The organism is Caulobacter sp. S45 (assembly GCF_903642205.1).
Taxonomy (GTDB): domain Bacteria; phylum Pseudomonadota; class Alphaproteobacteria; order Caulobacterales; family Caulobacteraceae; genus CAHJWH01.
The window spans coordinates 1-13,381 of record NZ_CAHJWH010000085.1; the positions used below are offsets into that span (position 1 = coordinate 1).

At 70.5% G+C, this 13,381-nt stretch carries 12 protein-coding genes; 6 read left to right on the forward strand and 6 right to left on the reverse strand.

Going from position 1 to position 13,381, the window contains the following annotated elements; all coding sequences use genetic code 11:
- Positions 1-166 precede the first annotated feature (166 nt).
- Both HUV06_RS09720 and HUV06_RS09725 read right to left on the reverse strand, forming a co-directional pair.
- Positions 167-727, reverse strand: a complete 561-nt coding sequence (locus HUV06_RS09720) for an ActR/PrrA/RegA family redox response regulator transcription factor (RefSeq protein WP_174301072.1) — start codon at positions 725-727, stop codon at positions 167-169.
- Between the two features lie 110 nt (positions 728-837).
- Positions 838-2,244, reverse strand: coding sequence for an ActS/PrrB/RegB family redox-sensitive histidine kinase (locus tag HUV06_RS09725; protein ID WP_174301073.1), 1,407 nt, complete (start codon positions 2,242-2,244; stop codon positions 838-840).
- A 10-nt stretch (positions 2,245-2,254) separates the two neighbouring features.
- Here HUV06_RS09725 and HUV06_RS09730 point away from each other — a divergent pair, with 10 nt between their 5' ends.
- The gene (locus HUV06_RS09730; protein ID WP_174301074.1) at positions 2,255-2,956 is read left to right on the forward strand and encodes an SCO family protein; all 702 of its coding nucleotides are present in this window, start codon (positions 2,255-2,257) and stop codon (positions 2,954-2,956) included.
- 90 nt (positions 2,957-3,046) lie between these two features.
- Positions 3,047-4,294 (forward strand): polyhydroxyalkanoate depolymerase, encoded by a 1,248-nt coding sequence (locus HUV06_RS09735; protein WP_174301075.1) that lies wholly within the window; start codon positions 3,047-3,049, stop codon positions 4,292-4,294.
- Between the two features lie 34 nt (positions 4,295-4,328).
- Here HUV06_RS09735 and HUV06_RS09740 read toward each other — a convergent pair whose 3' ends face one another.
- A complete protein-coding gene (locus HUV06_RS09740) occupies positions 4,329-5,294 on the reverse strand; it encodes an NAD-dependent epimerase/dehydratase family protein (RefSeq protein ID WP_174301076.1) in 966 nt (321 codons plus the stop codon).
- 635 nt (positions 5,295-5,929) lie between these two features.
- Between HUV06_RS09740 and HUV06_RS09745 the strand changes: the two genes are divergently transcribed.
- From HUV06_RS09745 to HUV06_RS09760, 4 genes are all read left to right on the forward strand, one after another.
- Positions 5,930-6,745: a metallophosphoesterase family protein gene (locus tag HUV06_RS09745; protein WP_174301077.1), complete on the forward strand. Its 816-nt coding sequence runs from the start codon at positions 5,930-5,932 to the stop codon at positions 6,743-6,745.
- Positions 6,746-6,776: 31 nt separating this feature from the next.
- The gene (locus tag HUV06_RS09750; protein WP_174301078.1) at positions 6,777-7,379 is read left to right on the forward strand and encodes a polysaccharide biosynthesis/export family protein; all 603 of its coding nucleotides are present in this window, start codon (positions 6,777-6,779) and stop codon (positions 7,377-7,379) included.
- Positions 7,380-7,479: 100 nt separating this feature from the next.
- Positions 7,480-8,766: an outer membrane beta-barrel protein gene (locus tag HUV06_RS09755; RefSeq protein WP_174301079.1), complete on the forward strand. Its 1,287-nt coding sequence runs from the start codon at positions 7,480-7,482 to the stop codon at positions 8,764-8,766.
- Between the two features lie 265 nt (positions 8,767-9,031).
- Positions 9,032-10,183 carry a glycosyltransferase gene (locus tag HUV06_RS09760; protein WP_174301080.1) on the forward strand — a complete coding sequence of 384 codons (1,152 nt, stop codon included), beginning with the start codon at positions 9,032-9,034 and terminating at the stop codon, positions 10,181-10,183.
- Here the strand turns inward: HUV06_RS09760 and HUV06_RS09765 are convergent.
- The 3 genes from HUV06_RS09765 to HUV06_RS09775 form a co-directional block, all read right to left on the reverse strand.
- Positions 10,171-11,355, reverse strand: coding sequence for a glycosyltransferase (locus tag HUV06_RS09765; protein ID WP_174301081.1), 1,185 nt, complete (start codon positions 11,353-11,355; stop codon positions 10,171-10,173). The genes HUV06_RS09760 and HUV06_RS09765 overlap by 13 nt on opposite strands.
- Entirely contained in the window at positions 11,352-12,527 is a 1,176-nt protein-coding gene (locus HUV06_RS09770; RefSeq protein ID WP_174301082.1) for a glycosyltransferase, read from the reverse strand. The genes HUV06_RS09765 and HUV06_RS09770 overlap by 4 nt, the downstream gene beginning before the upstream one ends.
- Positions 12,524-13,381, reverse strand: an 858-nt coding sequence (locus HUV06_RS09775) for a glycosyltransferase family 4 protein (protein WP_174301083.1), incomplete at its 5' end; no start/stop codon positions are given. The genes HUV06_RS09770 and HUV06_RS09775, both read right to left, overlap by 4 nt.

The following is a 13,381-nucleotide window of genomic DNA, read 5'->3' on the forward strand; positions in this document are numbered from 1 at the left end:
ACGTGGTCGCGCCGCTCCACGTGCACGTGGTCGGGCGGCGGCCGGACGATGCGGCCTGGCCCGGGCCGGTCTGGGGGTGCGGCGCGGCGACGCCCTACACGGCCGACGCGCTCGCGATCGCGCTGGAGGCCGCGCGGACCGCCCTCTCCTCCCGCGGGAGGCTGGCCTAGCGCGGCGCGCGCTTGGCCAGGATGCGCTGCAGGGTGCGCCTGTGCATGTTCAGCCGGCGCGCGGTCTCGCTGATGTTGTGGCCGCAGAGTTCGTAGACGCGCTGGATGTGCTCCCAGCGCACCCGGTCGGCCGACATCGGGTTCTCCGGCGGGGCGGGCGAGCCGCCTTCACGGGCGGCGAGCAGGGCGCGGGCCACGTCGTCGGCGTCGGCGGGCTTGGGCAGGTAGTCCACCGCGCCCGCCTTCACCGCGGCGACGGCGGTGGCGATGTTGCCGTAGCCGGTGAGCATGACCACCCGGGCGTCCGGGCGCACAGTCTGGATGACTTCGACCACCTGCAGCCCGTTGCCGTCCTCCAGCCGCATGTCGAGCACGGCGAATGCGGGACACTTGTCCTTCACCACCGCGATCGCCTCGGCCACCGCGCCCACCGCCGTCACCTCGAAGCCGCGGCTCTCCAGGGCGCGGCCGAGGCGCGTGCGCAGCGGCGCATCGTCATCCAGCACCAGCACCGTCTTCTCGGCGAGCGCGGCGATCGAGGCGGAGATGTCGGTCATCCAGGGCTCCCAAAGGTGGCGGCGGACCAGCCGTCGCGTCCGTCATAATGTCGCAGCTAGGGTGCGCGCAACAAAAGAGGTGAAAATCAGGCGCAGGAGACCTGTTGTCCTCATAACACCTCTGGCGCCTCTATCCGCACCCTTGGCCAGCGTGCGGAAATGATGGCCCCGCCGCGCTTGGCGTTCCTGAACTCCACATGGGCGCCGGTTCGCTCCAGCAGGGTCTTGGCGATGAAGAAGCCCAGCCCCATGCCCTGGTGGGAGGAGCGCGAGTTCTCCCCGTGGCTGCGGGTGGTGACGTAGGGCTGGCCGAGCCTGCTCAGCACCTCCGGCGGGAAGCCCGGGCCGTCGTCGCGCACGTCGATCGTGAGCCTGTCGGCGTCGTAATAGGCGGTGAGCTCGACCACCGACTCGGCGAAGTCGGTGGCGTTCTCCACGAAGGCCGACAGGCCGTGCATCACCTCCGGCAGTCGGCGCACCTCGAGGATCGAGGCGCCCGGCGCGCAGCTGACCTGGGGATCGATCAGGATCACGTCGCCCCGGTAGGGCTCGGCGATCTCGTCCAGCAGCTGGGACAGACCCATGCGGGCGTGGTGAGCGTCGGAGGTGTCGGGCGCCTGGCCGAGCTTCCTCAGGATTTCGCGGCAGCGGGCGGCCTGGCTGATCAGCAGCTGCACGTCCTCCAGCAGGGGGCCGGGCTCCAGCCCCCGCACCATCTCCTTGGTCACCACCTGGATGGTGGCGAGCGGGGTGCCGAGTTCGTGGGCGGCGGCCGCCGCCAGGCCGCCGAGCGCCGAGAGGCGCTGCTCGCGGGCCAGCACGGCCTGGGTGGCGGCGAGCGCCAGCTCCATGCGCTGGGCCTCGGCGGAGGCCTGCCAGGCATAGGCGGCGGTGAACACCACCCCGCTCGCCACCGCGATCCCCACGGCGATCTGGAAGACGTGCGGCAGCTCGAAGGTCTCGCCCGCGATCCAGGGCAGGGGCGCGGCCCAAAATCCCAGGGCCGTGATGGCGGCCAGGGCCAGCACGCCGAGCGCCACGGCGTAGCGGCCCGGCAGGGTGGCCGCCGCCACGGTCACCGGCGCGATCAGCAGCACGATGAAGGGATTGTCCAGGCCGCCGGTGAGCGCCAGCAGCAGGCCCAGCTCCACCACGTCGAAGGCGAGCTGGAGCACCGCCTCGCGCTCGCCGGCCAGCCTGACGCCCGGCCAGGACAGGGTGACCGACAGGTTCAGCCAAGCGGCGCCCGCGATCACCAGCAGGCACCACGCTACCGGCACGTGGTAGTGCAGCCCGTAGGCGACGCCCAGGACCGTCACCGTCTGGCCGACGATGGCGGCCCAGCGCAGGATCACCAGGGTGCGCAGGCGCAGGCCCCGGCGCGCCTGGGCCCAGTCCCACAGCCGCCCGTCGCCTGCGCCGCCGATCTCCGGCCGCGGGCCCGCGGCTTGCCACAGGGTCAGGCGCGGCCTATCGGGGCGGCGACGGCGGGGGCTTGAGGCGTCGGTAGAGGCCATCGCTCAGATCATGCTCGAACAGGCAGGGGAGCGATCCCCCAGCGAAGCTCGCCAAGGTGGGTCGGACCGGCCTGAAAAGGAAGCGCCCTCGCTCCTCGGGCGTTCCGGCCGACGGTTCTGGCGGGCCACGGGGCTGGCCGCACTGGGCCTTGTCGCCGCCCTCGTGGCCGTGGCCGCGCTGCGCCCGTCCAACGGCGTTTCCACATCGGTGGCGAGCAGCGGCGAGGCCGCGATCGGCGGCCCCTTCCACCTCATCGACGACACCGGCCGCCCGGTCGACCAGCACGTGCTGGACGGCCGGTGGAGCGCGGTCTTCTTCGGCTACACCAACTGCCCCGACACCTGCCCCGCCACGCTCCAGGCCCTGAACGCGGCGGCCCAGCAGCTCGGCGGCGCTCGCGGCCGCTTCCAGGTGGTGTTCATCTCGGTGGACCCGGCGCGCGACACGCCCGCGCAGATGAGGCTCTACGACACCAGCCAGGGCTATCCGGCGGGCGGGCTGCGAGGCCTGACCGGAACGCCGTCCCAGGTCGCCTCGGTCGCGGGCGAGTACCACGCCTTTTATAAGGCCGGTACGGGACCGGGCTATGCGGTCCAGCATAGCGCGGCCATCTATCTGATGGACCCGCAGGGCCGCTTCGTGAAGCCGCTGGACGAGACCCAGCCGCCAAGCGCGTTGGCGACGCAGATCAAGGAGGCCATGGGCGTCTGAGGCGTGGCCCCTTCACCTTGAACCTTCGGTATGTTCATCTGTTAACATCCCGCGGTTAACCTCACGCCCGTGTGGCAGGATTGGTCAGCGATGCTCTACGGCCTCAGCGACATGGCGTACAACGCCGTCACGCCCATGCGGCTCGCCGCGCGGGCGTCGCGGGACTTCTGGCATTCGCCCTTCAACCCCGCCGCCGACACCACCTTGGGCCGCTCGCTGTATGCGGCCGCCGACCTGTTCGCCAACCTGACGCGGCGCTACGGCAAGCCGGAGTGGCGCATCGACAGCGTCGAGATCGAGGGCGAGCTCGTCGCGGTGCGCGAGGAGACCGCCTGGTCCTCGCCCTGGTGCAGGATGGTCCACTTCGTGCGCGACGCCGACGACCTGAAGCGCGCCGGGCGGACGAAGCCGGAGCCCGCCATCCTGATCGTGGCGCCGATGTCCGGCCACTACGCCACCCTGCTGAGGGGGACGGTGGAGACCTTCCTGCAGGACCACGAGGTCTACGTCACCGACTGGGTGAACGCGCGTGAGGTGCCGATCCTGGACGGCCGCTTCGACTTCTACGACTATATCGACCATATCCGCTCCATGCTGCAGGCGCTCGGACCACGTGCCCATGTGCTCGCCGTCTGCCAGCCCGGGCCGCCGACGCTCGCCGCCTGCGCGACGATGGCGGAGGAGAACGATCCCTGCCGCCCGGCCAGCATGACCTTCATGGGCTCGCCCATCGATGCGCGGCTGGCGCCCACCGCGCCGACCAGGATGGCGGCGGAGAAGCCCTTCGCCTGGTTTGAGTCCAACCTGATCTACACCGTGCCGCCGCCCTGGCCCGGCGCGCTGCGGCGGGTCTATCCCGGCATGGTCCAGCTCACCGCCTTCATCAGCATGAACGCCGAGCGTCACCAGGAGGCGCACCAGCAGTATTATGACGATCTGGTTCACGGGGCCGACCTGGACGCCGCCAAGCACCTGGAGTTCTATGACGAATACCTGTCGGTGATGGACCTGACCGAGGAGTTCTACCTCCAGACCATCGACGTGGTGTTCCAGAGCCACCTCCTGCCCCGCGGCCTGCTGGAGCACCACGGCCGGCGGGTGAAGCTGGAGGCGGTCACCGACATCGCCCTGATGACCGTGGAGGGCGAGAAGGACGACATCTCCGGCGTCGGCCAGACCCAGGTGGCGCATGCGCTGTGCGAGAACCTGCCCGAGACGATGAAGGAGCTCTACGTCCAGCCGGGCGTCGGCCACTATGGCGTGTTCAACGGCCGGCGCTTCCGCGAGGAAATCTATCCGCGCGTGCGCAGCTTCATCCTCGCGCACGAGGCGGCCTGAACCCGGCCTGATCAGACGCGGCGCTGAGACGGTCTCAGACGCCGTAATAGTCCCTGTACCAAGCCACGAAGCGTGGGATGCCCTGCTCCAGCATCACCTCGGGCTTGTAGCCGCACAGCGCCTGCAGCCGGCTGATGTCAGCGAAGGTGGCGGGCACGTCGCCGGCCTGCATGGGCAGGAAGTCCTTCTTCGCTTCGCGCCCCAGCGCCCGCTCGATGGCTCCAATCATGTCCATCAGCGCCACCGGGCGGTTGTCGCCGATGTTGAAGATGCGCGCCTCGCCCCGCGCGGCGGGATGGTCGAGCACCCCCAGCACGCCGTCAACGATGTCGTCGACATAGGTGAAGTCGCGCATCATGCGGCCGCCGTTGAACACCTGGATCGGCCGGCCTTCCAGGATCGCCCGGGTGAACAGGAAGGCCGCCATGTCCGGTCGCCCCCACGGGCCATAGACGGTGAAGAAGCGCAGGCCCGTCTGGGCCAGGCCGAACAGCTTGGAATAGCTGGCGCTCATCAGCTCGCACGACCGCTTAGTGGCGGCGTAGAGCGACACCGGCGCGTCCACGTTGTCGTCCTCGCGGAAGCCCCGCTCGATTGGCCGGTCGCCATAGACGGAGCTTGAGGACGCGTACACCAGGTGCTTGACCGCCGGAGTGTGACGGCAGGCCTCCATCGCCGACAGGTGGCCGGCCACATTGGCGCGCTCGTAAGCGAAGGGGTTGTCGAGGCTGTGACGCACGCCGGCCTGGGCCGCCAGGTGCGCGACCCGGTCGGCGCCGCTGCCCTGCACCACCTGCTGGAAGGCCGGCGCGTCCGCCACGTCGGTGCGCGTCAGCCGGAAACCCGGATGACGACCGAGCCGCTCGGCCCGGGCCTCCTTCAGCCCCACGTCGTAGTAGGTGTTGAAGATGTCGACGCCCAGCACCTCCTCGCCGCGCGCCAGCAGGCGTTCGCAGAGGGCGTAGCCGATGAAGCCGGCGGCCCCGGTGACGATGATCATTGCGCCGGTTCCCGCCTGTCCCTCACACGCTGTGCTCCATAACGTCTTTTGCGGAGCGACTCAGGCCTGCCCGATCTTTTCGCGCCCGTGCGCGACGCTGGCCGTGACGTCGCGGTGTCCACCCTCAGCGGCGACCGGCCCCACCAGCGCCCGAAAGTCCATCGCGCTGTGGCCGGTGGCGATCAGGAAAGCGCGCTGCGCCTGGTGCAGGGCTGCGGCATTGCCGGATCAACCAGCGCCGCCCCGGCCCGCGGCATCGGCGCGATCGCATCATGTTCCACTGCGGCGAAATATCCACACCGCCAACGATGATGAGCTCTTGTTTATACCCAGACGCGAGTGCTTTGCTGTATCGGCCAGCTGCGGGGAGGTGGGGCATGCATTCGGGCGCGATCCTCGTTTCCCAGGTGCTCGCCCGAGGGCCGCCGCTGACGCTGAGGTTTCTATGGGATCGGCGCATGGGTGACCTAGTCTCCCACCCTTCCCTCGCGCGCCCCGTTCACGCCTCGCAGCTTCGCCGGGGATCCCATCAGGCTCCCGTTGCGACGTGCCGGTTGGAAGAAGCTTGCCCGTGAGCGGAGTCCGGTCGCCATCTCGGGTTTGTCGCGCTGTGGCGCCATGCTAACCATCTCTGGATGCTTAACTTCTTCCAGCGAAAGAAGGCGCCGGTCCTGCGCTCGGCGCCCGATGGCGTGCGCCTCTACGCCGTGGGCGACGTGCACGGGCGCCTTGACGCCCTGGACCCGCTGGTCGCCGCCATTCGCAGCGAGCCGGCCGACGGGCTTCGACCGGTGCTGATCATGCTGGGCGACTATGTCGACCGCGGCCCCGCCTCGCGCGGCGTGATCGACCTGCTGATCTCCCTACAGGACGACGCCGCCCTGGAGACCCGCTTCATTCGGGGCAATCATGAGGAGACCATGCTGAGGTTCCTGGAGGAGCCTCCCCTGAGGGAGCGCTCCGTGGGGGCCACCTGGTGCAGCTTCGGCGGCGTGGAGACTCTCGCATCCTACGGTGTGGCGGCGCCTTCGCCCGCCGATCCGCCGCAGGCCTGGGAGGCGGCGCGTGCCGCGTTCGCCGCCGCCATCCCCGCAACCCACGTCCGCTTCCTCCAGGCGCTGGAGCCTGCCGTCGAGTACGGAGACTACTTCTTCACCCACGCAGGCGTGCGGCCGGGCGTGGAGCTGGACCAGCAGGATCCGCAGGACCTGATGTGGATCCGCGACGAGTTCCTGCGCGGTTCGGCCGTCTTCTCCAAGGCCATCGTCCACGGCCATACGCCGGAGGCCGACGCCTTCGTCAGCGACCGCCGGATCGGGGTGGACACCGGCGCCTACGTCACCGGCCGGCTCAGCGCCATCGTGCTCGAGGGGCCGGAGCGGCGGCTGATCCAGGCGCAGGTCTCCGGCGGCCGGACCTTCGTCGACCACATCGACATCGCGCCCGGTTGACCGGCGCAGGGCTGAGCTAGGGGGGCGAGCGATGCGCAAGGGGCTTTCCCGCCTGACGCTGGCTGTCGCGCTGTCGGTCGCTGGCGCTTCGGCTCCCCTGACCGCGACCGCCCAGACGGGCGCGGTTGCGCCCGTCTCCGCCTCGGCCTCTTCCGGTCCCGCCGATCCCAAGGACATGAACTACCACCTGGGGGCCGCCGACAAGCTGCGCGTCATCGTCTTCGAGGAGGCCGGCCTGTCGGGTGAGTTCGTCATCTCCGACACGGGCGAGATCGCCTTCCCGCTGATCGGGAACGTGCACGCCGCCGGCCTCACCGTGGCGCAGGTCCAGGAAGCGCTCCGCAGCAGGCTGGCCGATGGCCTGCTGCGCGACCCCCACGTGTCGGTCGAGGTGGAGATGCATCGTCCCTTCTACATCCTGGGCGAGGTGCAGAAGCCCGGTGAGTACCCCTTCACCAACGGCCTGACGGTGCTGAACGCGGTGGCGACGGCCGGGGGATTCACCTATCGCGCCAACACCAGGATCGTCACCATCCGCCACGCCGGCGCCCTGAAGGCCGCGCCGGTCCGTCTGACCGACGCCAGCGAGGTGGGCCCGGGCGACACCATCCTGATCAGGGAACGCTTCTTCTGAGCGCAGGCGCGACCGCCGCGCGCTGATCAGCCTGGACGCGAGCCTGGGAGGGGAGTTTGGACGACCGGAATAGATGCCAGTAGTCCGATCGGCCCGTTCGGTGAGCCTGGCCTGTCTCGCGCTTGCCACGGCGCCGTCGCGCGGCGCCGCAGGCCAGGACTTTGGCGGCATCGGCCAGGCGCCGCAGTACAGCCGCGGCTTCAACACCGCCGTCCGCGAGCGCCCCCATCCCGAATGGGCGCCCTTCGACATCGATCTGGACGGCTTGACACTTAAGCCTCAGCTCAACATCACGAGCCTGTTCACCGACAACGAGAAGTTCGCCACCACGGGCGCGCGGTCCGACGAGTCCTTCCGCATCCAGCCCGCTCTCTCGCTGGACGCCGATGGGAGCCGCGACGGCTTCGGCCTGCAGGCCTTTGCCGCCCGGACCGAGTATGTCCGATCGAGCGAGGACAACTCCACCGAGTACGGAGGTGCCGCGACGGGTCACCTGGATGTCCGCCACGACCTGAGCATCGACCTGCGCGTCGACGACCAGCACCTGGTGCTCTCCCGAGCCGATCCCGACGTGCCCGTCGACACGCTCGCCCCGGTCGAGTTCGAGCGGCAGGACTTCCGCGCCACGATCATCCAGACGCTGCCGACGATCCAGCTGCAGGGGGTCTTCGCCCTCCGCAACGAAGACTACGACACGGCGCCGCTGCCCCAGGGCGCGGTCTACGACGCCTCCGGCCGGAACGGGACCTATCTCAGCTACAGCGGCCGGGTGAGTTACGGCGTCTCGCCCGCGGTCGCCGTGTTCGTCGGCGCCCTCTACGGCCAGGGTTTCCGGCCACGCGAGAACGACGAGGACCAGGACTCCCAGGGCGTCAATTTCGCCGGCGGGGTGAACTTCGACCTGACCCGCCTGGCGCGGGGCGAACTGGCCTTAGGCTATCTGCGCCAGTCCTACAGCACGCCGAACACGCCGGCGGACTCCGGCTTCGCCTTCAGCGCCAGCGTCGAGTATTTCCCGACCCAGCTCACCACCGTCAGCCTGACGGGCTCCCGCCAGGCGGCGCCGTCGAGCGTGGCGGGTTCGCCCGGCGGCATCGGCCTGAGCGGGTCCGTCACCGTCGATCACGAGCTGCTGCGCAACCTGATCGTAAGTGCGGGCGTCACGGCGGGACAGGTCCAGTACCGAAGTTACTTCGTCACCGGCGACAACGCCCCCGGGAACCGTACCGACGTCAGCTACGGCGCAACGCTCGCCGCCAGCTACTTGATGAACAGGCTGGTGTCGCTCGATCTGCAGTACAGCTATGCGGACGACCGGTCCACCGACGCTCTGCGGCGATCCTATTCCGCCGACAGGTTGGCGGTGACCCTCCGGCTGACCCGCTAAGGGCCAGCAGCTGGCGACGACCTTGCGGGTGACGAGCGTGACGAATCATCTCTCGCGTGCATCTTAACGGTTGCAACCCTCTGTACAAGGCCTTTGCACAGTGCAAGCTAAGCCGCCGGGGCGGGCGATCAATGCTGATGATAGGGCTACATCTAGAAGAAGATAACACTAGAGGAGTTACAACCTCAGGTGTACACAAGGCGCTGATCTGGAGTAGCTGGGTCGGATCATCCGCCCAGCACGCGGGTCGGGGCATGGGCGGATCGTGCGCGTAGCGCTGATCCACTACTGGCTCGTACGCCTGCGGGGCGGCGAGGCCGTGCTGGACAACCTGATGTCCGTCTTCCCCCAGGCCGACGTCTACACCAACGTCTATGTCGAGCAGGCCGTGCAGCCCCTGTTCGAGGGCCGTGCACGACCCCAGACGACATGGGTCAACCGGTTGCCCTTCGCCGGACGGCTGTACCCATTGTACCTGCCCTTCATGGCGCCGGCCCTCAGCGGGCTGGACCTGGATGACTACGACGTGGTCGTCAGCAGCGAGGCTGGGCCGGCCAAGTGGGCCATGCCGTCCATCGACGGGCGCCACATCTGTTACGCCCACACGCCCATGCGCTACATCTGGGACCAGCGTCACGCCTACCGCCGCCGCACGCCCAGGCTGGCCCATCCCTTCTACGACGCATTCGGCGAGGAGATGCGTCTGCGCGACGTGATGTCGGCGTACAGGGTGGACGACTTCGTGGCCAATTCGCGCTTCGTGGCCAGGCGGATCGAGAAGGTCTATCGCCGCGACAGCTCGGTGATCCATCCGCCGGTCAAGCTGTCCGACGCGCCAGCGCCTCAGGCGCCGGAGGACTTCTACCTCTTCGTCGGCCACCTTGCGCCCTACAAGGCGGTGAGGACGGCGGTGCACGCCTGCGTGGCGCTCGGCCGGCGGCTGGTGGTGGTGGGTGAGGGGCCGGACCTGGCCTATGTGCGCCGCTTCGCCGGCCAGGGGGTGGAGCACAGGGGCCGCCTGCCCCGGGCGGAGCTGCTGACGCTGATGGGCCGCTGCCGGGCCCTGCTCTTCCCGGGGGTGGAGGACTTCGGCATCACGCCGGTGGAGGTGCTGGCGAGCGGCCGGCCGGTCATCGCCCAGGCGCGCGGCGGCGTGCTGGACACCGTGCGTCACGGCGTCTCCGGCGTTCTCTACCGCGGGACGGACGCCCAGAGCCTCACCCGTGGCATCCGCGAGTTCGAGGGCTGGGAGGGCGCCTTCCGCCCCGAGGACGCGATCCAGGCCGCCCAGGCCTTCGCGCCGGAAGTGTTTGCGGAGAAGTGGCGCGCCCTGCTCGGGCTCGGCCCTCCAGCCAGCCCCGCCAAGGCCCTGAGGCCGCTGCTGCGCGGGTTGCAGGCGAGCGGCTATTCCGGCTGATCCAGGGCCTCGATCCGGGCCAGCATGTCGCGCGTACGCTGGGCGTAGGTGTGGGCGCGGGCGGCGGCCAGCCGGGCCTCCAGGCACGCTCCCTCCCCTGCCAGCGCCCGATCCAGCGCTGCGGCGAAGGCGTCGGCCTCAGGCGGCGCGACCAGCATCAGGTCGGCGACCTCGGCCAGGGCCGGCAGGGGCGTGGCCACCACCGGCAGGCCCGCGGCGAGGTATTCGAACAGCTTCATCGGAAACATGGCGGCGGTATAGGTGTTCGTCGCGCCAGGGAGCATGGCCGCATCCATCCCCGCCAGATAGGCTGGAAGCTCCGCATAGGGCCGCGGCCCCATCAGGTGGAGGTTGGCGAGGCCGCGAAGGGGTGAGACGTCGGTCCACGGATCGCCTTCGCCCACCTGCCCGATGAGCACGAAGCTGTAGGCCGGCCTCGCCAGGGCCACCGCCCGAATCAAGGCGAAGTCGAGCTTGTAGCCGCTCACCGCACCGACGAAGCCTATGCGCGGTGCGGACAGGGCGGCGAGGTCGGCCGGGACAAGGGTGGTCTTCGCCAGGGCTGCTCCGAAATGGTCCGCATCGGCGACGTTGGGCAGGAAGACGCACCGGCGCGCGCCCGCAGCGGCGTGACGGTCACGCAGTGCTGGCGCGGTGGTGAAGACGATGTCCGCCCGCCGGACCAGGACCGCCTCGGCCTGCGCGATCGCCTCGCGCGGCATGCCGGGCTGGGCGCCGATGTCGTCCACGCAATGGTAGATCACCTGGGAAAAGCGGTGCAGGTCGTACAGTTCGGGGGTCAGAGGCGAGTAGGTCCACAGCACCCGAGGCGCCAGCCCGGCATGGCGCGCGCTCAGCGCCAGTCCGAGGCGCAGTCCCAGGCGGTTCAGGCGTCGCACCGTGCGCGCGCTGTGCCAGGGCAGCACCGCCGGCGACCAGACCCACAGGCCGGGGCGGACTTCCCGCGGCGCCCGCAGGGCGCGGGCCAGCCGCCGGAAGATACGGCGCACGTCGCGGGGCCTGAAGCTGGGCCGGCGCAGCCCGGACGACTCCACGTAGAGGACCCGCCGGCCCTGCCGCGCCAGCTCCACCGCCACATGCTGCTTGTTGGTCCAGAACGGGTTGTCCCAGTCCGCCGTGGAGACCAGGAGGATGCCGGGCGCCGGGGTCATGGCTCGCCTTGCGGCGTCTCCGAAGACCCGGATCGCGGCTGGACCTCGTCATAGAGGCCCTCCAGCCGCTGCGTCTGGCGCGCGAGACAATAGTCCCGCTCCACCCGCCGCCTCGCCGCCGATCCCAGCCGCTCGGCGAGCCGGGCATCCCCGAGCGCGCGGGCCAGCGCTTCGGCCAGTCCTTCGACATCGCCGGGAGCGACCAGCAGGGCGCTGACGCCGTCCTCCACCGCCTCGGCCGTTCCCCCCGTATCGCTGGCCACGATGGCGCGCCCGAGCGCCGCCGCTTCGAGCACGACGGTGGGCAGGCCTTCCATGTCGCCGTTGCGGGCGGTCAGGCTGGGCGCCGCCACGACGCAGGCGCGGGAAAGCCAGCCCAGCGTGGCCTCGTGGTCCAGCGCGCCCAGCAGGTCCACGCGCCCGCCAAGCGCCAGCCGTGCGACCTGCGCCTCCAGCCTGCGCTGCAACGGCCCCTCGCCGATGATCGCCAGCCGGGCCTGCGGCGTCCGGTCGGCGATGGCGGCCAGGGCGTCGAGCAGGACGGACGCGCCCTTCTTCTCCACCAGGCGACCGACATGCACGATCAGGCCGGGCTCCCCGGCGCCTGGAGGCGTCAGCCGGGCCAGGTTGACGCCTATGGCGTGGCGGCGCAGGCGATCGGATGGAGCGCCCCGACTCAGCGCCGCCTCCATGACCGCCTGCGACACCCCCAGGAACAGGGCGCCCTCGCGCGCCAGGCTCCGCCAGCCCAGCACCGCGTGGATGAGCGCGGGCCGCATCGACAGCAGCAGGGAGCGACGGCGGCGGCTGACATCGAAGCCGTGCAGGGTGGTGACCAGCGGGACCTTGAGGCGGCGCGCCAAAGCCTGGGCGTAGACGCCGTCCACGGCGAAATGGGCGTGCAGGATGTCGATGCGTCGCTGCCCCAGGGCGGCGAGCAGGGGCGCCGGATCACGCAGCAGCATCAGCCTGAGCGAGGCGGCCCATCCGCGGCCCAGGCTGACGACCTCCGCGTCCGGCGGGGCCGGGCCGAACAGCCGCCGCCCGACATAGACGACCCGGTGGCGCTGCAGAGCCTGCGCCTGGGTGGTGATGAAGGTCTCCGACGGCTTGAACAACTGCAGGCGGAACACGCCTATGGTCAGCCGCCCATCCTGAGGCGACGGGGTCACGGCGCTGAGCCGGCCAGGCGGCCGAACAGCCCGGCATACTGTTCGGCCATGACCTCCGCGGAGAACCCCTGCGCCTTGCGCCTGGCGGCAGCGGAGAGGCGGCCGCGGGTGACCGGGTCCGCACAGCGCTTCAGCTGGCGCACCAGGGCGGGCGTGTCGCAGGGCGGGAACAGCAGGCCGTCGACGCCGTCCTCCACCAGCTCCTCAAGCCCGCCCACCCGCGAGGCGACAAGGGGCGCGCCCGCAGCCATGACTTCCAACCCGAACAGCGGCAGGGTCTCCACCGAGGTGCTGCACAGCACGCCCGCATCCATGGCAGCCAGGAACGGCCGGACGTCCGCCTGCTCGCCGCAGAACTTGACCGCCTGGCTGAGGCCGAGCTGCCCCACCAGGGCCTCCACGGCGGCGCGGGTCGGCCCGTCGCCCACCAGCAGCAGCTCGGCCTCGACGCCGGCCCGCCTCAAGGCGGCCAGGGCCTGGACCAGCTGCAGGTGGTTCTTCTCAGGCCGGAACATGGCGACGCTGCCGAGGATCAGGGTCGCGGGCGCCAGCCCCAGGGCGAGCTTGGCGGCGACCCGGGCGGAGGCGTCCACCGGACCGTGCCGCGCCAGGTCCACGCCGTTGCGGATCACCACGACCCGCTTCGCGCCCAGCCGCCGCCGCGCCCAGTGCGCCCGTTGCCGCTCGCTGACATAGACCAGGGCGTCGCAGCGCCGCGCCGCCGCATAGAAGGGCGCCGTACGCACCCACCCCGCCGCGCCTTGGACGCTGGTGGAGTGGATCACCGCCGCCAGGGGCGCATGCGACGCGCCTGTGGCCCGAGCGAAGCCGGCCACGCAGCCTGCGACCTGGTT

Excerpts from the sequence above, each read along its gene's own strand:
- HUV06_RS09750 (WP_174301078.1), top strand. The coding sequence starts at position 6,777 with ATGCGCAAGGGGCTTTCCCGCCTGACGCTGGCTGTCGCGCTGTCGGTC.
- HUV06_RS09765 (WP_174301081.1), bottom strand. The coding sequence starts at position 11,355 with ATGACCCCGGCGCCCGGCATCCTCCTGGTCTCCACGGCGGACTGGGAC.
- HUV06_RS09720 (WP_174301072.1), bottom strand. The coding sequence starts at position 727 with ATGACCGACATCTCCGCCTCGATCGCCGCGCTCGCCGAGAAGACGGTG.
- HUV06_RS09725 (WP_174301073.1), bottom strand. The coding sequence starts at position 2,244 with ATGGCCTCTACCGACGCCTCAAGCCCCCGCCGTCGCCGCCCCGATAGG.
- HUV06_RS09735 (WP_174301075.1), top strand. The coding sequence starts at position 3,047 with ATGCTCTACGGCCTCAGCGACATGGCGTACAACGCCGTCACGCCCATG.
- HUV06_RS09730 (WP_174301074.1), top strand. The coding sequence starts at position 2,255 with ATGCTCGAACAGGCAGGGGAGCGATCCCCCAGCGAAGCTCGCCAAGGT.
- HUV06_RS09745 (WP_174301077.1), top strand. The coding sequence starts at position 5,930 with ATGCTTAACTTCTTCCAGCGAAAGAAGGCGCCGGTCCTGCGCTCGGCG.
- HUV06_RS09740 (WP_174301076.1), bottom strand. The coding sequence starts at position 5,294 with ATGATCATCGTCACCGGGGCCGCCGGCTTCATCGGCTACGCCCTCTGC.